Consider the following 22,351-nt stretch of genomic DNA (forward strand, 5'->3'; position numbering starts at 1 on the left):
CCGTGGTGGGCGCGTCCTGGCCGGTCATCGTCCCCAGCGCAGCGCAGCGGTCTGCACCGGCGCGTCCCAGAGCTCGGTGAGCGCGGCGTCGAGCTTCAGCACGGTCAGGGAGAAGCCCTGCATCTCGAGCGACGTCACGAAGTTGCCGACGAGGCTCCGCACGACGCGGATGCCCTTCTCCTCGAGCACCTCCGCCGCGCGGCGGTAGGCGATGTACAGCTCGATCTGCGGAGTCCCGCCCATGCCGTTCACGAAGAGCAGCACCTCGTCGCCGGAGGAGAAGGGCAGGTCCTCGAGGATCGGCCCGAGGATGCGGTCGACGATCCGGTCGGCGGGCTCGAGTGCGATCTTCTCGCGCCCCGGCTCGCCGTGGATGCCGATCCCGATCTCGATCTCGTTCTCGCCCAGCTCGAAGCTCGGCTCGCCCGCATGCGGCACGATGCACGGAGTCAGCGCCACGCCCATCGAGCGGACCTGCGCGTTGACGGTCTCGGCGATCGATGCCACCTGGTCGAGGGAGTCGCCGCGCTCGGCGGCCGCGCCCGCGATCTTCTCGACCAGCACGGTCCCGGCCACTCCGCGGCGGCCGGCGGTGTAGAGGGAGTCCTTCACCGCCACGTCGTCGTCGATGATCACCGAGCGGACCTCGATGCCCTCGGCACCGGCCAGGTCGGCCGCCGTCTCGAAGTTGAGGACGTCGCCGGTGTAGTTCTTCACGATGTGCAGGACGCCCGCTCCGCCGTCGACCGCCTGCGTCGCCGCGACGATCGGGTCGGGGGTGGGGGAGGTGAAGACCGGGCCGGGCACGGCGGCGTCGAGCATCCCGTGGCCGACGAAGCCGGCGTGCAGAGGCTCGTGCCCGCTGCCTCCTCCGCTGACGATCCCGACCTTGCCCGCGCGGGGAGCGTCGCTGCGCACCACGAACAGCGGATCGGTCTCGACCCTCACGAGGTCGGCGTGCGCGAGGCCGAATCCGGCCACCGACTCCGCGACGACGTTCTTCGGGTCGTTGATGAGCTTCTTCATCGAGGTCTCCTCCAGGGTCGGCCACCGCCGTCGGGCCGGCCCTGTCCTCGGGCGATCCGGCGCGTGGTGGAGCGCGGTCCGCACCATCGCGGACAGCGCTCCCACGTTACGCCCTGGAACCCCGCAGGATCAGGAGTCACGGGGACCGTCAGTCGACGCGTCGCGTCTCCTGCACCCACTCGTCGAGCTTCGCGATCGCAGCTCCGGAGTCGATCGCCTCGGCCGCCCGCGCCATCGCCGAGCGGAAGCGGTCGAGGATCGGCGTGCGGATGAGCGACGGATCGCGGGCGAGGTCGAAGGAGATGAGCCCGGCAGCCGCATTCAGCAGCACGATGTCGCGGACCGCTCCCTCCTCTCCTCCCAGAACCGCTCGGACGACGCTCGCGTTGTAGGCGGCGTCGCGACCGCGGAGCTCGTCGATGCCCGCCCGGCGGATCCCGAGGTCGCGGGGGTCGAGGTCGTGCTCGACGACGGAGCCGCGCGAGACCTCCCAGATGTGGCTGTGGCCGGTGGTGGTCAGCTCGTCGAGACCGTCGTCTCCGCGGAACACGAGCGCCGTCGCGCCGCGCGTCTGGAACACGCCCACGAAGAGGGGAACCCGGTCGAGGTGCGCGACGCCGACGGCCGACGCCTCCGGCCGCGCCGGGTTGCAGAGCGGCCCGAGCAGGTTGAAGACCGTGGGCACGCCGAGCTCGGCGCGCACCGCGCCTGCGTGACGGAAGCCCGGGTGGAACATCGCGGCGAAGACGAAGGCGATCCCGGTGCGGCGGAACGCCTCCGCGACACGCTCGGACGTCAACGTCAGGTCGACGCCGAGGGCGGCGAGCACGTCGGAGGAGCCGGAGGACGACGACGCGGCCCGGTTGCCGTGCTTGATGACCGGAGTGCCGGCGGCGGCGGCGATGATCGACGCGGTCGAGGAGATGTTGACGGTGCCGAAGCGGTCGCCGCCGGTGCCCACGATGTCCAGCGCCATCGGATCCACGTCCAGCGGAACAGCGTGGTCGAGGATCGCATCGCGGAAGCCGACGATCTCGTCGACCGTCTCGCCCTTGGCCCGCAGGGCCACCAGGAGCCCGGCCACCTGCGCGGGGGTGGCAGTACCCTCCATCACCTGCTCCATGGCCCAGGTGGCCTCCGAGACGCTCAGATCGGCGGACTCGAGGAGGGAACCGAGAATGTGCGGCCAGGACAGGGTTTCCGACATGGCTCCCAGATTATGCGACTACGAAGGCCCCACGGGAAGTGCGAGTCAGCCCTCTTGCCATCGGCCATAATGGTCTGTGTGACGAGCACCTCTCTCTCCCCCAGGGCCACGGCCCCCGTAGTGAACCGACCCAACCCGGTCGCCGTCGGAACGATCGTCTGGCTGGGCAGCGAGGTCATGTTCTTCGCGGGCCTCTTCGCGATCTACTTCACCCTCCGCAGCACCTCTCCCGAGCTCTGGTCGGCCGAGACGGGCATCCTCAACGTGCCCTACGCCACGGTGAACACGATCATCCTGGTCGCCTCCTCGTTCACGTGCCAGGCGGGAGTGTTCGCCGCCGAGCGCCTCCAGCCGCGCGCGACGGGGATGAGCCCGCTCAAGTGGGGCATGGTCGAGTGGTTCTTCCTCACCTACGCCCTCGGCGCCGTCTTCGTCTCCGGCCAGGTCTTCGAGTACGCGACCCTCGTCTCCGAGGGCGTCAGCCTCTCGAGCAACGCCTACGGCTCGGCCTTCTACATCACCACCGGCTTCCACGCTCTGCACGTCACCGGCGGCCTGGTCGCCTTCCTCCTCGTCATCGGCCGCGGCTTCGCGGTCAAGAACTTCGGCCACAAGGAGGCGACCAGCGCGATCGTCGTCTCCTACTACTGGCACTTCGTCGACGTCGTCTGGGTCGCCCTGTTCGTCGTCATCTACTTCCTCAAGTGACCCGAGTGGCACCGATGGACTCCACCCCCGATCCCCGCAGGAAGGTTGCCTCGATGGCCTCCCCGAAGACGAAGAGCCGCGCCAAGAAGGGTCGCCGCCACCCTCTCGCCACGCTGGCCCTGATCGCCATCGGCCTCGGCCTGACGGGCGGCACGTACGCGGCCGTCGGCGTCGCCACCTCGGCCTCCGCCGAGACCTCGGCGAACAGCCAGCAGACCATCGACGAGGGCTCGAAGCTCTTCGCCGCCAACTGCGCGACCTGCCATGGCCTCGATGCCGCAGGGACCGACAACGCCCCGTCGCTGATCGGCGTCGGAGCGGCCTCCGTCGACTTCCAGGTGGGCACCGGCCGCATGCCGATGCAGATGCAGGGGCCGCAGGCGCTCGAGAAGCCCGTGCAGTTCACCGATGAGCAGGTCGCCGAGCTGGCCGCCTACGTCGCGTCGCTCGCCCCCGGCCCCGCGATCCCCGAGGGCGAGGTCCTCGACGGCCAGGGCGACACCGCCAACGGCGCCGAGCTCTTCCGCATCAACTGCGCGATGTGCCACAACGTGGCCGGTGCCGGTGGTGCGCTCACCGAGGGCAAGTTCGCTCCCCCGCTGGGCGGCGTGACCGAGGCGCACATCTACGAGGCAATGGTCACCGGACCGCAGAACATGCCGGTCTTCAACGACCTCAACATCTCGCCCGAGGACAAGCGCGACATCATCTCGTACCTCAAGTACATCGAGGCCAACCCGTCCCCCGGCGGATTCGCGCTCGGCTCCCTCGGGCCGGTCGCGGAGGGCCTCTTCCTCTGGATCTTCGGTCTGGGCGCCATCGTCGCGCTCACGGTGTGGATCACCGCCCGATCGAACTAGCGGACACCGGCGCCCCTCACGGGCGCTCCAGAACGGCACGAACTCAGAACGGCACGAACCATCCACCGGCACCGATCGTGCCGACAAGGCGTCCGAGACAACGGCGTGAGAAGGAGAACCATGGCAGAGCACGATGAGGGTGGCACGGACCTCGCCACCTCGTCGGCCACCGGGCACGGGACGGCTCCGGCCGGCACCGCGGTCGTGACGCGGGGACGCGTCCAGGACCCGGGTCTCCCGCCGCACCGCCCCCGGATGACCGACCTCGACCCCAAGGTCGAGAAGCGTGCCGAGCGCACGGTGTACACGCTCTTCTACCTCTCCTTCGCGGGCTCCATCTTCGCGGTCGCCGCGTACATGGCGTTCCCGATCACGGAGGACGTGGCCTCGGTGCGCCTCAACACCCTGTTCATCGGGCTCGGCATGTCGCTCGCCCTCCTGGGCATCGGCATCGCCGCCGTCCACTGGGGCAAGCAGCTGATGTCCGACCACGAGGGCATCGACATCCGCCACCCCGTCCGCAGCGCCGAGGACACCCGTGCCCGTGCGCTCGAGATCTTCGACCAGTCCGACAAGGAGTCCGGCTTCGGCCGCCGCTCCCTCGTCCGGAACAGCCTCATCGGCGCCCTGGTCGTCTTCCCCCTGCCCGCCGTGATCCTGTTCCGCGGCCTCGGCCCGCAGGACCAGAACCCCGTCGCCCTCCTCAAGACCACGATGTGGCGCGAGGGCACGAGGCTCACCCTGGACCCCTCCGGCGCTCCGATCCTCGCATCGGACGTCACCCTGGGTTCCGCCTTCCACGTCATCCCCGAGGGACTCGACGAGGTCGAGGGCAAGCTGGAGGAGAAGGCCAAGGCCGCCGTCCTCCTGATGCGCCTGAAGCCGGAAGACCTGATCGTCAGCGAGGGTCGCGAGACCTGGAACTACGACGGGATCGTCGCCTATTCCAAGATCTGCACGCACGTCGGCTGCCCCGTGGCACTGTACGAGCAGCAGACCCACCACCTGCTGTGCCCGTGCCACCAGTCGCAGTTCGACATCACGCGTGAAGCCGCTGTGATCTTCGGACCCGCGAAGCGCCCGCTTCCGCAGCTACCCATCACCATCGACGACGAGGGCTATCTGGTCGCGCAGAGCGACTTCACGGAGCCCGTCGGACCGTCCTTCTGGGAGCGATGACCACCATGTCCACCACCACCCCCTCACGCCCCGCCGGCTCCCCCGCCGAGCAGGGCGACGGCGTCATCCTCGGCAGCGGCAAGCTGCAGAAGGGCTACGTCGGAGCCGCCTCGAACTACATCGACGAGCGCACCAGCATCTCCGCGGTCGTCAAGGAGTTCGGTCGCAAGATCTTCCCCGACCACTGGTCCTTCCTGCTGGGTGAGGTGGCGCTGTACAGCTTCGTCATCATCCTGCTGTCGGGTACCTTCCTCACCTTCTTCTTCCAGGCCTCGATGGTCGAGACGCACTACGAGGGCAGCTATCTGCCGCTCAAGGGCATCGAGATGTCCGCGGCGATGTCCTCCTCGCTCGACATCTCGTTCGACATCCGCGGCGGCCTGCTGATGCGCCAGATCCACCACTGGGCGGCCCTGCTGTTCGTGGCCTCGATCGGCCTGCACATGCTCCGCATCTTCTTCACCGGCGCGTTCCGCAAGCCGCGCGAGCTCAACTGGGTCATCGGCTTCGTCCTCTTCATCCTCGCGATGGCCGAGGGCTTCACGGGCTACTCGCTCCCCGACGACCTGCTCTCGGGCAACGGCCTGCGCATCATCGACGGCATGGTCAAGGGCATCCCGATCGTCGGCACCTGGATCTCGTTCCTCCTCTTCGGCGGTGAGTTCCCGGGCACCGACATCGTCGGCCGCCTCTACACCCTGCACATCCTCCTGCTCCCGGCCCTGGTGCTCGCGTTCATCGCGCTTCACCTCGTGTTCGTGGTCGTGCACAAGCACACCCAGTTCCCCGGAGCCGGCAAGACCGAGCAGAACGTCGTCGGCTACCCGGTGCTGCCGGTCTACGCCGCCAAGGCCGGTGGATTCTTCTTCATCGTCTTCGGTGTCGTCGTCCTCATCGCCTCGTTCTTCACGATCAACCCGATCTGGAACTACGGACCGTACGACCCCTCCCCCGTGTCCGCCGGCACCCAGCCCGACTGGTACATCGGCTTCGCCGACGGTGCTCTGCGTCTGATCCCGCCGGGACTCGAGTGGGCCATCCCGGGCATCGGCACGCTGTCGTTCAACATCCTGATCCCGCTCGGCGGTCTGGGGCTCTTCATCGTCCTGGTGATGCTGTACCCGTTCATCGAGGCCTGGATCACGGGTGACAAGCGCGAGCACCACCTGCTCGACCGCCCGCGCAACGCCGCGACCCGCACCGCCATCGGCGCGGCCGGTGTCACGTTCTACGCCGGCCTCTGGGCCGCGGCGTCGTCCGACATCATCGCGACGCACTTCCACCTCACGATGGAGGGCGTCATCCACGCCCTGCAGTTCGCGGTCATCGTCGGTCCTTTCATCGCGTACTTCATCACGAAGCGCATCTGCCTCGCGCTGCAGAAGAAGGATCGCGAGATCGCCCTCCACGGCTTTGAGTCCGGCCGCATCGTCCGCCTCCCCGGAGGCGAGTTCATCGAGGTGCACCAGCAGCTCGACGAGTACGAGCGCTGGAAGCTGGTCAGTCAGGACGAGTACCAGCCGCTGATGATCCGTCCCGACTCGCGCGGCCGCATCACCGCCCCGCAGCGCGTCCGTGCCGGCCTCTCGAAGTGGTTCTTCGAGGACCGCATCACGCCCGTCACCCAGAAGGAGCTCGAGTCCTCGCACAGCGAGCACTGATACTCCTCAACGCCGAAGGGCCCGGACGATCCGTCGTCCGGGCCCTTCGGCGTTCCTGCGCTGCGAGGGCCGCACTGCGCCGGTGGAGCGGGCACAGCCGCCGACATCCGCGACCGGCGTTCCCTGAGGGAAGCCGGAGCGGCCCGTCTCGACGACGCCGGCGTCCAGAACCGCAGCGACCGGTGGACCGACACCGCGGACAGCGGGGCCGGGGAGCCATGCCTCCGCCCCTCATACGGCCTCAGCGACCTCCGGAGGGGCGGGTGCGCCGTCCCCTCCCCTCCGCCGCTGATCACCCCGAGTAGCCGAGCAGCCAGCGCACGCCGAACCGGTCGGTCACCTGCCCGTCGTGATCGCCCCACGGACGCTGCTGCAGCGGATCGACGTCGACGGCTCCCTCCGACAGGCGGGAGAACCACTGCGCCGTCCTCTCCGGGTCCGCGGCTCCGAGCAGGGAGAGCAGCATCCCCTCCGTCCGAATCGAGCCGGAGGCGTCCTCGTCCGCGGCGAAGAGCGGCACCGGACCTCGGAGGCTCCCGTGGGCGATGGCCTCGGGCGATCCGTCCTGGCGGCCGAACTCGGCGCGCGTGTGCAGCTCCAGCTCACCGCCGAAGACGGAGCCGTAGAAGCTCAGCGCCTCTCGTGCAGAGCCGGGCAGGAACAGGTAGGGAACGGCGCCCGGGGAGCGCTCCTGCGGCGATAGCGGGGTCGACGGAAGGGCGTTCTCGATCAGCTGCAACTGCGTCCCGTCAGGGTCGACCAAGAAGCCGACGCGCTGCCCCCCTGGCTCCCTGCGGACGGGGTGCAGGCACGGCCGGCCTCCGGTCCCCTCCTCGACACCGGCGTCGAGGATCCGCTGGTACAGCTCGTCGACGTCGTCGACTCGAATGCTGCAGCGGAACGAGCTCTTCTCCGGCTCGAGGTCGGGGAAGGGGAAGAACTCGAGCTCGACTCCGTCTCTGCGCAGGATCAGCCATCGGTCATCGCGGTACTCGGGGGCGAACCCGATCGTCGCGTAGAACCGCACCGTGGTGTCGAGGTCGCGGGACGGCAGGTTGGGCACGGCACGATCGGTCATGCGACGAGGCTACCCAGGCCCGCTGTCGCCGTCACCCGAGAAGTCAGGAAGGGCCGGGTGCCAGAGGAGAAGACCCTCAGCACCCGGCCCTGTCACCGGAGTCGTCGCCTCAGCGGGCGAAGTACCCGCGGTAGTACTCGTAGACCCAGCCGGCGATCGCGACGAGGAAGAGTCCGACTGCGATGTAGACGATCCAGAAGCCGACGGCGAGGCCGAGGAAGGCCAGCGCAGCCGAGGCACCGAGGATCAGCGGCCACCAGCTCCACGGGCTGAAGAAGCCCAGCTCGGGGTCGCCGTCGTCGATGTCCGCGTCCAGACGGTCCTCGGGCAGTTCGGCGCCCTGCGCCTTGTGCACGCGGCCGACGTAGAACGCGATGAACGCGCCCAGCACCGACGAGAGGGCGATGCCCACGGTGCCGACCCACTCGACCTGACCGGTATCGATCAGCGACCAGGTGATGTAGATGGCATCGGCCAGGAGGAAGAAGCCGGCGAGGAGCCAGAACAGATTGACGTTCGCGCGCATGGCCCTACTTCACCGTGCCTTCGGACTTGTCGTACGTGGGGGCGTCGGGAGCGTCCTTCGCCGGCCCGATGCCGACGGGGATGCCCGCCTCGGGGTGGTTGAGGTCGAAGGCCGGAGCCTCGCTGCGGATGCGCGGGATCGACGTGAAGTTGTGGCGGGGCGGCGGGCACGAGGTCGCCCACTCGAGCGAGCGCGAGAAGCCCCACGGGTCGTTCACGGTGACCTTGGGCGCCTTCCTGGCCGTGATGTACACGTTGAGGAAGAACGGGATCAGGGACACCGCGAGGATCATCGCGCCGACCGTCGAGAGCTGGTTCATCCACGTGAACCCGTCCTCGGGCAAGTAGCTGGCGTAGCGACGGGGCATACCCACGACGCCGAGCCAGTGCTGGATGAGGAACGTGGTGTGGAAGCCGATGAACAGGAGCCAGAAGTGCCACTTGCCCAGCGTCTCGTTCAGCATCTTGCCGGTCCACTTCGGCCACCAGAAGTAGAAGCCCGAGAACATCGCGAAGACGACGGTCCCGAAGACGACGTAGTGGAAGTGCGCCACGACGAAGTACGAGTCGGACACGTGGAAGTCGAGCGGCGGCGAGGCGAGGATCACGCCGGTGAGACCACCGAAGGTGAAGGTGATCAAGAAGCCGATCGCCCAGATCATCGGGGTCTCGAACGTCACCGAGCCGCGCCACATGGTGCCGATCCAGTTGAAGATCTTCACGCCGGTCGGAACCGCGATCAGCATGGTCATCAGCGAGAAGAACGGCAGGAGGACCGACCCGGTCACGTACATGTGGTGGGCCCACACGGTGACGGAGAGGGCGGCGATCGCGATCGTCGCGTAGATCAGGGTCTTGTAGCCGAAGATCGGCTTGCGGCTGAACACCGGGAAGACCTCGGACACGATGCCGAAGAACGGCAGCGCGATGATGTAGACCTCCGGGTGCCCGAAGAACCAGAACAGGTGCTGCCAGAGCAGCACGCCGCCGTTGGCCGCGTCGTAGATGTGCGCGTCGAAGACGCGGTCGGCTCCGAGGGCGAACATCGCGGCCGCGAGGACCGGGAACGCGAGGAGCACGAGGATCGACGTCACGAGGATGTTCCACGTGAAGATCGGCATGCGGAACATCGTCATGCCCGGCGCGCGCATCGTGATGATGGTCGTGATGAAGTTCACGGCGCCGAGGATCGTGCCGAAACCGGAGAGGGCGAGTCCGAAGACCCAGAGATTGCCGCCCAACCCTGGCGAGAACGTCGTGCTCGAGAGTGGCGCATAGGCGAACCAGCCGAAGGAGGCGGCCCCCTGCGGCGTCACGAAGCCGGCGACCGCGATCAGCGAGCCGAAGCTGTAGAACCAGTAGGCCAGCGCGTTGAGTCGCGGGAAGGCGACATCGGGGGCGCCGATCTGCAGCGGCATGAGCACGTTGGCGAACCCGGCGAACAGCGGCGTCGCGAACATCAGCAGCATGATCGTGCCGTGCATCGTGAAGAGCTGGTTGTACTGCTCGCGGGTCTCGACCACGGCGAGGCCGGGCTCGAAGAGCTGGGCACGAATGACCAGCGCCATCACTCCCGCGATGCAGAAGTAGATGAAGGACGTGATCAGGTACATGTACCCGATGACCTTGTGGTCGGTGGACGTCATCCAGCGAACGAGGACGTTCGCCTTGCGCTCGACCGGCGGTGTGCCGAATGCGCGGGACGACGGGGCGGGTGCTGTCGCGGTGCTCATGCTCCCTTACTCCTCGTTCTCGGTGCGGACCGGCGCGTCGGTGCCGGGAAGGTTGCTGTTGCGGTCGTACTCCGCGCCGAGCTGGCCGGTCTGGCCCGCGTCGCGAAGGGACTGGATGTAGTCCTCGTACTCGCCCTCGGAGACGACCTTCACGTTGAAGAGCATCGCGGAGTGGTACTCGCCGCAGAGCTCGGCGCACTTACCGGAGTAGGTGCCCTCCTTCAGCGGAGTGACGTACATGAAGTTCGTCTTGCCGGGGATCATGTCCTTCTTGTAGAGGAAGTCCACGACCCAGAAGGAGTGGATCACGTCGCGAGCATCGAGCTGGATCGTGATCTTCTTGCCGACGGGCAGGTAGAGGGTGGGCACCTCGGACTCGACGAGCGAACCGGCGGCGTCGCCGGTGCCTCCCTCGTACTGGCCCTGGATGCCGGCGGAGTAGACGTCCTCGTCGACGTAGTTGAAGTCCCACGCCCACTGCTTGCCGTAGACCTGGATGGTCTCGTCGGGGTCGTCGTAGGGCTGCTCGATGGCGGCCTGGTCGCGCGCGGTGAAGGCGAAGAAGCCGATCACGAGGATCAGCGGCACGATCGTGTAGAAGATCTCGATCGGCATGTTGTACCGCAGCTGCACGGGCAGGCCGGTCTGGCCCTTCCGGCGGCGGTAGACGACGACCGCCCAGATCGTGAGACCCCACGTGATCACACCGACTGCCAGCAGGACGATCCAGGAGGTGACCCAGAGTCCGATGACGCGGTCGACGTGGTTCGTCGTCCCGGGTTCGGTGGGGAGCCAGCCCTGGAGCTGCTCCTGCGTGCAGCCCGCGAGAACGAGGGCGAGGGCTCCTGCAACGGGGGCAGCGACCCACCTGCGGAGACGGCGATTGAAGCGCACCGGTGACCTTTCGGAAGACTGGGGACCAGTTCACACGAAACTGTATTAGACCGTCGCTAGCTTACTCTGCCGGTCCGCGACCCCGACGCAGCGACCCCGCTCTTGACGTCCGGAGCTCGCGGTGGCAGGGACGACGAACGGCGCCCGACGGCCCCTGGCGGGGGCTGTCGGGCGCCGGACGGGTGCGGCGTGTCGCCGCGGACGACCCTCAGTGGAAGCTGTCGCCGCAGGCGCAGCTGCCCTGCGCGTTGGGGTTGTCGATCGTGAAGCCCTGCTTCTGGATGGTGTCCTCGAAGTCGATCGAGGCGCCGTCGAGGTAGGGGACGCTCATCTTGTCGACCACGAGGCCGACGCCCTCGAACTCGACCACGGCGTCGTTGTCGAGCGTGCGCTCGTCGAAGTAGAGCTGGTAGATCAGGCCTGAGCAGCCACCGGGCTGGACGGCGACGCGCAGACGCAGGTCGTCGCGACCCTCCTGCTGGAGGAGGCTCTTCACCTTGGCCGCGGCCGTCTCGGTCATCGAGACGCCGTGCGCGGTGGTCGCGGGCGTCGTCTCGGCTGTCAGTGTCGTGTCGGACATGTCACTCCTCGGGGAACGGGCCGGATCGGACGGCGTGAGCCTCCGATTCTACGGTGGCAACCGGGAGACGGACCCGGGTATTCCGGATCCGCGGCCTCACTCGCTGCGGTGGGCCGCCGCGCGCAGGAGGAAGAGCGCCTCCGTCTGCGCCGCGCGCTTGAAGACGCCGAGGTGCAGCGACTCGTTCGGGCTGTGCGCGCGGGAGTCGGGGTCCTCGACCCCCGTCACCAGGATCTGCGCGGCGGGGAACTCGCGGACGAGATCGGCGATGAAGGGGATGCTGCCGCCGACGCTGGTCTCGAGGGCGTCGCGACCCCAGGCGTCCGCCATCGCGTCCTTCACCAGGCCGACGGCCCAGCCCGACGTGTCGACGAGGAAGGGCTCGCCCGTGTCGACGTCGTCGATCTCGAGCTGCGCACCGAACGGGGCATGCGCGTGCAGGTGGCGCTCGAGGGCGGCGAAGCCGTCGGGGGCGGCCTGGCCGGGAGCGATCCGGGCGCTGATCTTGACCGTGATCGCCGGGCTGAGGGTGTTGGACGCGTCGATGACGCTCGGCGCGTCGATCCCGGTGACGGTGATCGACGGCTTCGACCACACCCTCGAGAGGATCGGGCCCTCTCCGATCAGCGAGACGCCGTCGAGGACGCCCGCGTCCCGCCGGAACTCCGCCTCCGCGACCTCGGGGACGACTCCGTCGTGCGAGGTGAGGCCCTCGACAGCGACTGCGCCCGTCTCGGTCCAGAGAGTCGAGAGCAGCCGGAGAGTCGCGAGCATCGCGTCCGGGACCGCACCGCCGAGCATGCCCGAGTGCGAGGCGTGGTCGAGGGTGCGGACCGTGAGCGTGAAGGTGACGTTGCCGCGGAGTCCGACGGTCAGGGACGGCGTGTCGATGTCCCAGTTGTCGCTGTCGGCCACGACGATCACATCGGCGCGCAGGGCGTCGTGGTGCTCGCGGAGGAACGTCGGGAACGAGCGCGAGCCGAACTCCTCCTCGCCCTCGATGAAGAGGACGAGCCCCAGGTCGTGGTCGTCGCCGGCCACCTCGCGCAGCGCGCGGACGGCGGCGAGGTGCGAGACCACTCCGGCCTTGTCGTCGGCGGCCCCGCGCCCGTAGAGGCGGTCACCCCGCACGGTCGGCTCGAACGGAGGCGTGTCCCACGACGACTCGGCGCCCTGGGGCTGCACGTCGTGGTGGGCGTAGAGGAGGACCGTCGGTGCGCCGTTGCGGGCGGCTCGCGTGGCGAGGACGGCAGGCTGGCCGAGGACACCCGAGTCGCCGATGGTCGAGCGGCGGATCGAGACCTCCTCGAACACCCCCGTCTCGCGGGCCAGCTCGGCGACGGCGTCGGCACTCGCGGCCACGCGAGTGGCGTCGAAGCCGTCCCACGAGACGGAGGGGATCCGCACGAGCCGGCCGAGCTCGCCGAGCGATCGCGGCAGGTCGTCGCGGACGGCGGCGAGCACCGCCTCCTCGTCGGCGGAGAGTGTGGACGGCGGAGTCGGAGCGTCGTGGGCCATGGAGGTAATCTTAGGAAACTCCCTCGATACCAAGGACGTTCCCCGTGGCCAAGCCCCCGATCGCAACCGACAGCCCCGACGACGCCACCCCCGCGGCGTCCGGGAAGGGCCGGCCGACGCCGACGCGTCGCGAGCAGGAGCTGGCCCGCAAGCGGCCCCTCGTCACCACCGACCGCAAGCAGGCCGCTCGCGACGCCCGCGAGAAGGCCGCCGTGCAGCGTGAGCAGGCCCGGATCGGCATGGCCGCCGGCGACCAGCGCTACCTTCCGTTGCGCGACAAGGGCCCGCAGCGCAAGTTCGTTCGGGACTGGGTCGACGCGCGCTTCAGCCTCGGCGAGTTCCTCATCCCGGTGATGGTCGTCGTCCTGCTGCTCAGCTTCTTCCCGCAGCCGGAGCTGCAGTACGCCACGCTCGTCATCCTCTGGCTGTTCTTCCTCCTCGCGGTCATCGACTGCATCCTGCTCGGCATCCGCCTGCGCAGGAAGCTCGCCGAGCGCTACGGAGCCGACAAAGTCGAGAAGGGCATCCGCTGGTACGCCGCGATGCGCGCCCTCCAGCTCCGCGTCATGCGCCTCCCCAAGCCCCAGGTCAAGCGCCGGCAGTATCCGAGCTGAGCGCCGCTGCGCGGCGCTCAGTCTGAGCCCGTCCCCGCCGGGCTCAGCGCAGTCGGCCCGTGCAGGTGGTCGCGTTTCGCAGAGCGTCCTGCGTACGCCTAAGAAGATCCGCTGAAACGCGGATCTCCTGTTCGGCTCGCGGAGCGTCGCTGACACAGACCCTCCTGACCGAGCGGTCTTCGATGTCGCGGCGTGCAGGCGAATGCTTGGCTGGCGAGCCCGTATGTCGAGAGGTGCAGCCGAACGGCGGAATCGCGTGCCAGCGATTCCGTCCAGGCGGACGCAGGACGCTCTGCGGAACGCGACCACTGATATTGGCCGACTGCGCTGAGCCCGGCGAGGACGGGCTCAGTAGACGGCTCCGGGGGCTCAGAGGGGGCGGAGCGAGCGGAGCTCGCGCAGCCCCCTGTTGACACTGCGGGCCCAGAGGGGGCCGCGGTAGATGAAGGCGGTGTAGCCCTGGACGAGGGTGGCGCCGGCATCGAGGCGGGTCTGGACATCGGCGGCGGTCTCGACTCCGCCGACCGAGACGACGCAGAACGAGGCCGGCACGACGGTGCGGATGAGACGCAGGACCTCGAGTGAGCGTGCGGCGAGCGGCGCTCCCGAGAGTCCGCCCGCTCCAGCACGCTCGACGACGGCGGGATCGGTCTGCAGGCCTTCGCGGGAGAGGGTCGTGTTGGTGGCGATGATGCCGTCGAGGCCGAGGCGGACGGCGAGCTCCGCGACCCGCACGACCTCGTCGTCCGAGAGGTCGGGCGCAATCTTCACGAGCAGCGGAGTGGTGTCGGCCGCGTCCTCGACCGCGGCGAGCAGGGGCTCGAGCCTGTCGATCTCCTGCAGGCCCCGGAGGCCGGGTGTGTTCGGGGAGCTCACGTTCACGACCAGATAGTCGGCGAGCGGCGCGAGCATCCTGGCGCTGATCAGGTAGTCCTCGACGGCGTCGTCGACGGCGACCACGCGGCTTTTGCCGATGTTGACGCCGATGACCGGTCGACGACGCGCGTTGCGCAGGCGCGCGAGGCGCCCCGCTGCGGCGCGGGCACCGCGGTTGTTGAAGCCCATCCGGTTGATGACGGCGCGATCGGCGATCAGGCGGAACAGTCGCGGCCGGTCGTTGCCGGGCTGCGGCTGCGCGGTGAGGGTGCCGATCTCGACGTGGCCGAATCCGAGCGCACCGAGCCCGAGGACGGCGGTGGCGTCCTTGTCGAAGCCGGCGGCGACTCCGAACGGGGTCTCGAAGCGCAGGCCGAGCGTCTCGACCGACAGGTCGGCGCGCGGCATCGTGACACGGCGCACGAGCGGGGCGACGAGCCCGAGCGCACGGATGACCGGGAACGCGAGGTGATGGGCTCGCTCGGGATCGAGACGGCGCAGGACGGTCGAGAACAGCAGCGGGTACACGGCGCTCAGACCTCGTCGGCGCCGGAGACGGCGCCGGCTCTCTCGGCCCGCAGCAGCAGGATCGCCGACTCGAAGTCGTCGAGCGAGTCGAAGGCCTGGTAGACGCTTGCGAACCGCAGGTACGCGACCTCGTCGAGCTCGCGCAGCGGCGCCAGGATGGCGAGGCCGATGTCGTTCGCGTCGATCTGCGAGGCGCCGGTCGAGCGGATGTGCTCCTCCACCCGCTGGGCGAGCACGGCGAGGTCGGAGTCGGTGACGGGCCTGCCCTGGCACGCCTTGCGGACGCCGCTGACGATCTTCTCGCGGCTGAAGGGCTCGACGACTCCGCTGCGCTTGATCACGACGAGGCTCGCGGTCTCGGTGGTCGAGAAGCGACGGCCGCAGGCGGGGCACTGGCGGCGTCGGCGGATCGAGAGGCCGTCGTCGCTGGTGCGCGAGTCGATGACCCGCGAGTCGGGATGCCGGCAGAAGGGGCAGAACATCGGAGTGGCCTCTCGGGATCAGGCGAAGCGCGCGTCGACCGCATCGCCGTGCGCGGGCAGCGCCTCGGCGTCGCTGAGGGCGCGGATGTACGGGGCGACGCGCTCGAGGGCCGCGCGGTCGTACGAGATCAGCTGCTGCGGGCGGAGGAAGGTGTACGCGCCGAGCCCGGAGGAGAAGCGGGCCTGCCCGAGGGTCGGCAGCACGTGGTTCGAGCCGGCGAGGTAGTCGCCGAGGCTCACGGGAGAGGTGGGGCCGAGGAAGATCGCGCCGGCGTCGTGGATCCGCTCGGCGGTCGCAGCAGGGTCGACCGTGTGCAGCTCGAGGTGCTCGGGGCCGTAGGCGTCGCTGAAGGCGCAGGCGGTGTCGAGGTCGTCGACGATCACGAGTGCCGACTGCGGGCCGCCGAGAGCGATGGCGACGCGCTCGGAGTGGTGCGTGCGAGCCGCCTGCTGCTCGACCTCACGCTCGACGGCGCGCGCCAGCTCGATGTCGTCGGTGACGAGGACGACCGAGGCGGACTCGTCGTGCTCGGCCTGGCTGATCAGGTCGGCGGCGACCAGTCGCGGGTCGGCGCTGGAGTCGGCGATCACGAGGATCTCGGTCGGTCCGGCCTCGGAGTCGATGCCGACCTGGCCGAGGACCTGCCGCTTGGCGGTGGTCACCCAGACGTTTCCGGGGCCGGTGACGATGTTGACGGGCTCGAGCCCGATCGAGTCGACGCCGTAGGCGAGGGCGGCGACGGCGCCCGCTCCCCCGGCCGCGTAGACCTCGTCGATGCCGAGGAGCCCCGCGGCCGCGAGGATCGTGGGGTGCACAGCTCCGCCGAACGCCTTCTGCGGAGGCGAGGTGATCGCGACAGAGGCGACGCCCGCCGCCTGCGCGGGAACGGCGTTCATGACGACGCTCGAGGGGTAGACGGCCTTGCCGCCGGGGACGTAGAGGCCGGCGCGGGCGACCGGCTGCCAGCGCTGCGTGACCGTCGCTCCATCGTCGAGGCGCGTGGTGCGGGCCGGCGGGATCTGCGCGGCGCTCGCCTGGCGGACCCGGTCGATCGCCTCCTCGAGGGCACGCCGGATGCCGGGATCGAGGTCGCGGACGGCCGCGGCGATGTGCTCGGCGGGCACCCGCAGGTGCGGCGGGCGGACGCCGTCGAGCCGCTCGGACTGCTCGAGGAGTGCCTCCGCCCCGCGAGCGCGGACGTCGGCGATCAGCTCGGCGACCACCGGCCCGACGTTCGCGCTGGTGCCCGGATTGCGGGGCACGAGAGCGAGCAGTTCGGTCGCGGACGGACGACGGCCCCGGAGGTCGAGAGTCTGGATCATGGCGCCCCCAGTCTACCGGCCCGCCCCCACCCCCTCCGGCGACGCAGGCGTACGGGCCACCCCCCGACGACGGTCGGTCTCGATACGCCCCTGCGGTGCGACTCGACCACCGGGCCGGCCTGTCTCGGCGCAGCCGGACCCCGCCGACAGCCGGCGCGACCACCTCCGAGGCGAACGGTCGATTCGCGTCTCAGCGAATCGATCTAGCCGTGCGCACCACGCTCCACCTGCGCAACCACCTCGGAGAGCCGACTGCGCAGAGCCCGGCAGGGACGGGCTCTGCGACGAACACAGCAAACGGTCGATTCGCGTCTCAGCGAATCGATCTAGCCGTGCGCAGGACGCTCCACCTGCGCAACCACCTCTGGAAGCCGACCGCGCGAAGCCGGGCAGGGACCGGCTTCGACATCACCTCAGTACAGGCAGTTGGGCCCCAGGAGGGACTTGAGCTCTCCGAACAGGTCGGGGGTGATCCGCACCGGGAAGGGCACCTCGAAGATGCGGGCGGTCTCGCCCTTGATCAGCTTCAGGCGCACCTCGGTGCGGCCGGAGTGCCGGATGAGGACGTCGCTGAGCTGCGAGACCGTGTCGGTCGTCGCGCGCGACTCCGGCATTGAGACGGTCAGCGGGCCCGAGTCGCCGTCCTGGTTGAGCTCGGGAGCGAAGAGGCTGAACGCGTGCAGGTTCATCCCGTCGTCCCGCATGCTCACACGGCCACGGACGACGACGATCGAGTCGTTGGTGAGGGCCGGTGCGAACTCCTGGTACGCCTTGCCCATGAACATGCAGGTGATCTCGCCGCCGAAGTCCTCGACCTGGATCATGCCGTACTGGTTGCCCGAGGTCTTCGCCATCCGGTGCTGGACGCTGGTGACCAGCCCTGCGACGACCACGGTCTCGCCGTCGGCGATCGAGTCGGATCCGAGCAGGTCGACGATGGTCGTGCTGTAGTGCTTGGCGAGCTCGGTCTCGAGCCCGGCGAGCGGGTGGTCCGAGACGTAGAGGCCGAGCATGTCGCGCTCGAAGGCGAGCTTGTCGCGCTTGGCCCACTCGGGTCGCTCCGGCACCTGGATCGCCGCCTGCGGCTCGTCCCAGAGGCTGTCGAAGTCGAAGCCGACCTGTCCGTTCGCCTCGTTGCGCTTCTCGCCCACGGCCGCCTCGACGGAGGCCTCGTGGACCTCGACGAGCGCGCGCCGGGTCGATCCGAGCGAGTCGAAGGCGCCGGCCTTGATCAGCGACTCGATGGTGCGCTTGTTGGCCACCGGCAGCGGCGCCTTGCGGAGGAAGTCGTGGAAGCTCTCGAAGCGCCCCTTCTCCTCGCGCGCCGTGCGGATGCCCTCGACGACGTTGGTGCCGACGTTGCGCACGGCGCCGAGGCCGAAGCGGATGTCGGTGCCGACCGCGGCGAAGAACCCGATCGACTCGTTGACGTCAGGCGGGAGGACCTTGATCCCCATCCGCCGGCACTCGTTGAGGTAGGCCGCCATCTTGTCCTTGGAGTCGCCGACGCTCGTCAGGAGCGCGGCCATGTACTCCGCGGGGTAGTGCGCCTTGAGGTAGGCGGTCCAGTACGAGATGACTCCGTAGGCCGCCGAGTGCGCCTTGTTGAAGGCGTAGTCCGAGAAGGGGAGCAGGATGTCCCAGAGCGTCTTCACCGCGGCCATCGAGTAGCCGTTGTCGGCCATGCCGCCCGAGAAGCCCTCGAACTGCTTGTCGAGCTCGGACTTCTTCTTCTTGCCCATCGCGCGCCGGAGCAGATCGGCCTGCGCGAGCGTGAAGCCGGCGAGCTTCTGCGCGATCGACATCACCTGCTCCTGGTAGACGATCAGTCCGTATGTGCCGCCGAGCACCTCCGCGAGCGGCTCCTCGAGCTCGGGGTGGATCGGGGTGATCTGCTGGATGCCGTTCTTGCGCAGCGCGTAGTTGGTGTGGGAGTCGGCTCCCATCGGCCCGGGCCGGTAGAGCGCGAGGACGGCCGAGATGTCCTCGAAGTTGTCGGGCTTCATCAGTCGCAGGAGACCGCGCATCGGCCCGCCGTCGAGCTGGAAGACGCCGAGCGTGTCGCCGCGGGCGAGCAGCTCGTAGGCGGCGGGGTCGTCGAGCTCGAGGTCCTCGAGCACGAGGTCCTCACCGCGGTTCGCCCGGATGTTGTCGAGGGCGTCGTCGATGATCGTGAGGTTCCGCAGCCCCAGGAAGTCCATCTTGATGAGGCCGAGCGACTCGCACGCGGGGTAGTCGAACTGCGTGACGATCTGGCCGTCCTGCTCCCGCTTCATGATCGGGATGATGTCCTTGAGCGGATCGCTCGACATGATGACGCCCGCGGCGTGGACGCCCCACTGGCGCTTGAGGTTCTCGAGCCCGAGTGCCGTGTCGAAGACGAGCTTCGCCTGCGGATCCTCGGCGATCACGTTCCTGACGTCGAGCGCCTCCTTGTAGCGGGGGTGCTCGGGGTCGTTGATCCCGGTGAGCGGGATGTCCTTGCCCATGATCGCCGGGGGCATCGCCTTGGTGAGCTTCTCGCCCATACCGAACGGGAATCCCAGCACGCGGGAGGCGTCCTTCAGCGCCTGCTTGGCCTTGATGGTGCCGTAGGTGACGATCTGCGCGACGCGCTCGTCGCCGTACTTGTCGGTGACGTAGCGGATGACCTCGCCGCGGCGACGGTCGTCGAAGTCGACGTCGAAGTCGGGCATCGAGACGCGGTCGGGGTTGAGGAACCGCTCGAAGATCAGTCCGTGACGCAGCGGGTCGAGGTCGGTGATCTTCATCGCGTAGGCGGCCATCGAGCCGGCGCCCGATCCGCGGCCGGGGCCCACGCGGATGCCGTTGCGCTTGGACCAGTTGATGAAGTCGGCGACGACGAGGAAGTAGCCGGGGAAGCCCATCTGGAGGATGACGCGGGTCTCGTAGTCGGCGCGGTCGCGCACCTCCTGCGAGATGCCGTCGGGGTAGCGCTCGTTCAGGCCCGCCTCGACCTCCTTGACGAACCAGGTGTCCTCGGTCTCCCCCTCGGGAACCGGGAAGCGCGGCATGTAGTTCGCAGAGGTGTCGAACTGCACGTCGCAGCGCTCGGCGATCAGCAGCGTGTTGTCGCACGCCTCCGGGTGGTCGCGGAAGACCTGACGCATCTCGCGGGGCGACTTGAGGTAGAACTCGTCGGCGTCGAACTTGAACCGCTTCGGATCGTCCAGCGTCGTACCGGACTGCACGCACAGCAGCGCCGCGTGCGAGGTCGCGTCGTGGGCGTGCGTGTAGTGCAGGTCGTTCGTCGCGACGAGCGGGAGGTCGAGGTCCTTCGCGAGGCGGATCACGTCGCCGATCACGCGGCGCTCGATGTCGAGCCCGTGGTCCATGATCTCGGCGAAGAAGTTCTCCTTGCCGAAGATGTCGCGGTAGTCGGCGGCGGCCTGGCGAGCCTCCTTGTACTGGCCGAGCCGGAGGCGGGTCTGCACCTCGCCGCTCGGGCACCCGGTCGTGCCGATCAGCCCCTCGGAGTGCTCCGCGAGGATCTCGCGGTCCATCCGGGGCTTGAAGTAGTAGCCCTCGATCGACGCCCGCGACGAGAGGCGGAACAGGTTGTGCATTCCCGTCGTCGTCGAGCTCAGCAGGGTCATGTGCGTGTAGGCGCCCGAACCCGAGACGTCGTCCTGCCCGCCGTCGCCCCAGCGGATCCTCGTCTTGTCGGAGCGGTGGGTGCCGGGGGTGAGGTAGGCCTCGGTGCCGATGATCGGCTTGATCCCCGCGGCCGTCGCCGTGCGCCAGAAGTCGAAGGCGCCGAAGACGTTGCCGTGGTCGGTGACGGCGATCGCCGGCATGCCCTCCTCCACCGCCGCGTCGATCAGCGGCTTCACGCGCGCAGCACCGTCGAGCATCGAGTACTCGCTGTGCACGTGCAGGTGAACGAAGGAATCGTTACTCGGCAAGGATGCGCCTCCGACGGACTGCGGGCGGGGGGACCGGGGACCTGGAGGAGGTCGCGACCGGGGCGGCAGAAAGTCTAACCGCGCCGGGGGAGGCATCGGCCGGGAGCGCGGGATCCGCTCTCGACGGCGCACCGGGCAGGGGCATCACTCGCCGCGGAGGACCTCGAGGGCGTGGGCCAGATCGTCGGGATAGGACGCCTCGAACGACACCCACTCCCCCGATCCCGGATGGGTGAAACCGAGCCGGACCGCGTCGAGCCACTGCCGGGTGAGACCGAGTCGTCTGGACAGCGTCGGATCGGCCCCGTACATGGCGTCGCCCACGCACGGGTGGCGTTGAGCGGCCATGTGCACGCGGATCTGGTGGGTGCGCCCGGTCTCGAGGTGGATCTCGAGCAGGGAGGCGAACGGGAACGCCTCGATCGTCTCGTAGTGCGTCACCGACGGCTTCCCATCGGCTCGGACCGCGAACTTCCAGTCGGAGGAGGGGTGCCGGCCGAGCGGCGCGTCGATCGTGCCCGCGAGCGGATCGGGGTGCCCCTGCACGACCGCGTGGTACACCTTCTCGACGGTGCGGTCGTGGAAGGCGCGCTTGAGATGGGTGTAGGCCCTCTCCGACTTGGCGACGACCATCAGCCCGCTGGTCCCGGCGTCGAGGCGGTGCACGATGCCCGCTCGCTCCGCCGCTCCGGACGTGGCGATCGTGAACCCCGCCGCGGCGAGGGCGCCGAGGACGGTCGGGCCCTCCCAGCCGACGGCGGGATGAGCCGCGACTCCGACGGGCTTGTCGATCACGACGATGTCGTCGTCGTCGTGCACGATCCCGAGATCGGGGACCGCGATCGGGATGATCCGCGGCTCCTCCCTCGGCGACCACTCGACGCTCAGCCAGGATCCGGCCGAGACCCGGTCGCTCTTGTCGAGGACGCGTCCGTCCGCCGTCACTCCCCCGGCCTCGGCCACTTCGGCAGCGAAGGTGCGCGAGAAGCCGAGCAGCTTGGCCACAGCGGCGTCGGCGCGCAACCCCTCGAGCCCGTCGGGGACGGGGAGGGAGCGCGACTGGACCATCAGGCGCCGCCGCGGACGTCGGGGTCGTGCGCGGGCTCCTCGGCGGCCGGGGCCTCGGGCTCCTCGGCGGTGCGGGAGTCGCGTGTGCCGTCCAGCCCGACCCCGCGCAGACTCAGGATCACGAAGATCGCCATCGCGGTGCAGATGGAGATGTCGGCGATGTTGTAGATCGCAGGCAGCAGCCACGGAGTGAAGACGAAGTCGACGACATGGCCGAGGCCGAACGACGGCTCGCGGAAGAGACGGTCGAAGAGGTTGCCCAGAGTGCCGCCGAGCAGCAGTCCGAAGAAGATCGCCCACGCCGTCGAGCGGATGCGTCGCGCGAACCAGAGGACGGCGACGACCACGCACGCGGCGATGATCGAGAAGATCCAGGTGGAGCCGCTCGCGAGCGAGAACGCGGCTCCGGGGTTCTTCACGTAGTGGAAGATCAGGACGTCGCCCAGGATGTGGACGTCCTCGCCGAGGACGAGGTTCGTCGTGACCAGGTACTTCGCGGTCTGGTCGATCGCGAAGACCGCGAGCGCAACGAGGCCGAGGGTGACCAGCACCCTCGGCCTGACGT

The 22,351-nt window shown here is 69.1% G+C and carries 19 protein-coding genes; 5 read left to right on the forward strand and 14 right to left on the reverse strand.

What is annotated here, in order from left to right:
- Positions 1–24 precede the first annotated feature (24 nt).
- Positions 25–1,026, reverse strand: coding sequence for a dihydroxyacetone kinase subunit DhaK (dhaK, locus tag ASG06_RS13410; protein WP_056043039.1), 1,002 nt, complete (start codon positions 1,024–1,026; stop codon positions 25–27).
- A gap of 148 nt (positions 1,027–1,174) precedes the next feature.
- A complete protein-coding gene (gene trpD / locus ASG06_RS13415) occupies positions 1,175–2,233 on the reverse strand; it encodes an anthranilate phosphoribosyltransferase (RefSeq protein ID WP_056043041.1) in 1,059 nt (352 codons plus the stop codon).
- 69 nt (positions 2,234–2,302) lie between these two features.
- On the opposite strand from trpD, the gene ctaE reads away from it, so the two are divergent.
- The 4 genes from ctaE to qcrB all read left to right on the forward strand — a co-directional run bounded on the left by ctaE (position 2,303) and on the right by qcrB (position 6,641).
- Complete coding sequence (ctaE, locus tag ASG06_RS13420) at positions 2,303–2,941, forward strand: aa3-type cytochrome oxidase subunit III (protein WP_056043045.1); 639 nt, start codon at positions 2,303–2,305, stop codon at positions 2,939–2,941.
- Positions 2,942–2,994: 53 nt separating this feature from the next.
- Positions 2,995–3,801, forward strand: coding sequence for a cytochrome bc1 complex diheme cytochrome c subunit (gene qcrC, locus ASG06_RS13425; RefSeq protein WP_056043047.1), 807 nt, complete (start codon positions 2,995–2,997; stop codon positions 3,799–3,801).
- 120 nt (positions 3,802–3,921) lie between these two features.
- On the forward strand, positions 3,922–4,980 hold the full coding sequence (qcrA, locus tag ASG06_RS13430) for a cytochrome bc1 complex Rieske iron-sulfur subunit (protein WP_056043050.1): 1,059 nt from the start codon (positions 3,922–3,924) through the stop codon (positions 4,978–4,980).
- 5 nt (positions 4,981–4,985) lie between these two features.
- Positions 4,986–6,641, forward strand: a complete 1,656-nt coding sequence (qcrB, locus tag ASG06_RS13435; RefSeq protein WP_056043541.1) for a cytochrome bc1 complex cytochrome b subunit — start codon at positions 4,986–4,988, stop codon at positions 6,639–6,641.
- A gap of 292 nt (positions 6,642–6,933) precedes the next feature.
- Here qcrB and ASG06_RS20650 read toward each other — a convergent pair whose 3' ends face one another.
- The 6 genes from ASG06_RS20650 to ASG06_RS13470 form a co-directional block, all read right to left on the reverse strand.
- Positions 6,934–7,719, reverse strand: a complete 786-nt coding sequence (locus ASG06_RS20650; RefSeq protein WP_327205496.1) for a VOC family protein — start codon at positions 7,717–7,719, stop codon at positions 6,934–6,936.
- A 109-nt stretch (positions 7,720–7,828) separates the two neighbouring features.
- Positions 7,829–8,245: a cytochrome c oxidase subunit 4 gene (locus tag ASG06_RS13450; RefSeq protein WP_056043052.1), complete on the reverse strand. Its 417-nt coding sequence runs from the start codon at positions 8,243–8,245 to the stop codon at positions 7,829–7,831.
- 4 nt (positions 8,246–8,249) lie between these two features.
- On the reverse strand, positions 8,250–9,977 hold the full coding sequence (ctaD, locus tag ASG06_RS13455) for an aa3-type cytochrome oxidase subunit I (protein WP_056043055.1): 1,728 nt from the start codon (positions 9,975–9,977) through the stop codon (positions 8,250–8,252).
- Between the two features lie 6 nt (positions 9,978–9,983).
- Positions 9,984–10,871 (reverse strand): aa3-type cytochrome oxidase subunit II, encoded by an 888-nt coding sequence (gene ctaC / locus ASG06_RS13460; RefSeq protein ID WP_056043059.1) that lies wholly within the window; start codon positions 10,869–10,871, stop codon positions 9,984–9,986.
- A 208-nt stretch (positions 10,872–11,079) separates the two neighbouring features.
- Positions 11,080–11,451, reverse strand: coding sequence for an iron-sulfur cluster insertion protein ErpA (gene erpA / locus ASG06_RS13465; RefSeq protein ID WP_056043061.1), 372 nt, complete (start codon positions 11,449–11,451; stop codon positions 11,080–11,082).
- A gap of 96 nt (positions 11,452–11,547) precedes the next feature.
- Entirely contained in the window at positions 11,548–12,969 is a 1,422-nt protein-coding gene (locus ASG06_RS13470) for a dipeptidase (protein ID WP_056043064.1), read from the reverse strand.
- A 44-nt stretch (positions 12,970–13,013) separates the two neighbouring features.
- Here ASG06_RS13470 and ASG06_RS13475 point away from each other — a divergent pair, with 44 nt between their 5' ends.
- Entirely contained in the window at positions 13,014–13,583 is a 570-nt protein-coding gene (locus ASG06_RS13475) for a DUF3043 domain-containing protein (protein ID WP_056043067.1), read from the forward strand.
- Between the two features lie 369 nt (positions 13,584–13,952).
- Here the strand turns inward: ASG06_RS13475 and ASG06_RS13480 are convergent, their stop codons facing one another.
- The 6 genes from ASG06_RS13480 to lspA form a co-directional block, all read right to left on the reverse strand.
- A complete protein-coding gene (locus ASG06_RS13480; RefSeq protein ID WP_056043070.1) occupies positions 13,953–14,987 on the reverse strand; it encodes a quinone-dependent dihydroorotate dehydrogenase in 1,035 nt (344 codons plus the stop codon).
- 5 nt (positions 14,988–14,992) lie between these two features.
- A complete protein-coding gene (gene nrdR / locus ASG06_RS13485; RefSeq protein WP_056043072.1) occupies positions 14,993–15,469 on the reverse strand; it encodes a transcriptional regulator NrdR in 477 nt (158 codons plus the stop codon).
- An 18-nt stretch (positions 15,470–15,487) separates the two neighbouring features.
- Positions 15,488–16,792 carry a histidinol dehydrogenase gene (gene hisD, locus ASG06_RS13490; protein ID WP_056043075.1) on the reverse strand — a complete coding sequence of 435 codons (1,305 nt, stop codon included), beginning with the start codon at positions 16,790–16,792 and terminating at the stop codon, positions 15,488–15,490.
- A 413-nt stretch (positions 16,793–17,205) separates the two neighbouring features.
- Positions 17,206–20,667, reverse strand: a complete 3,462-nt coding sequence (dnaE, locus tag ASG06_RS13495) for a DNA polymerase III subunit alpha (protein ID WP_056043547.1) — start codon at positions 20,665–20,667, stop codon at positions 17,206–17,208.
- 195 nt (positions 20,668–20,862) lie between these two features.
- A complete protein-coding gene (locus ASG06_RS13500) occupies positions 20,863–21,786 on the reverse strand; it encodes an RluA family pseudouridine synthase (protein ID WP_056043078.1) in 924 nt (307 codons plus the stop codon).
- Positions 21,786–22,337, reverse strand: a complete 552-nt coding sequence (gene lspA, locus ASG06_RS13505; protein ID WP_056043080.1) for a signal peptidase II — start codon at positions 22,335–22,337, stop codon at positions 21,786–21,788. Before lspA ends, ASG06_RS13500 begins: the two co-directional genes overlap by 1 nt.
- Positions 22,338–22,351: the final 14 nt, after the last annotated feature.

Source organism: Rathayibacter sp. Leaf185 (assembly GCF_001423885.1).
Taxonomy (GTDB): Bacteria; Actinomycetota; Actinomycetes; order Actinomycetales; family Microbacteriaceae; genus Rathayibacter.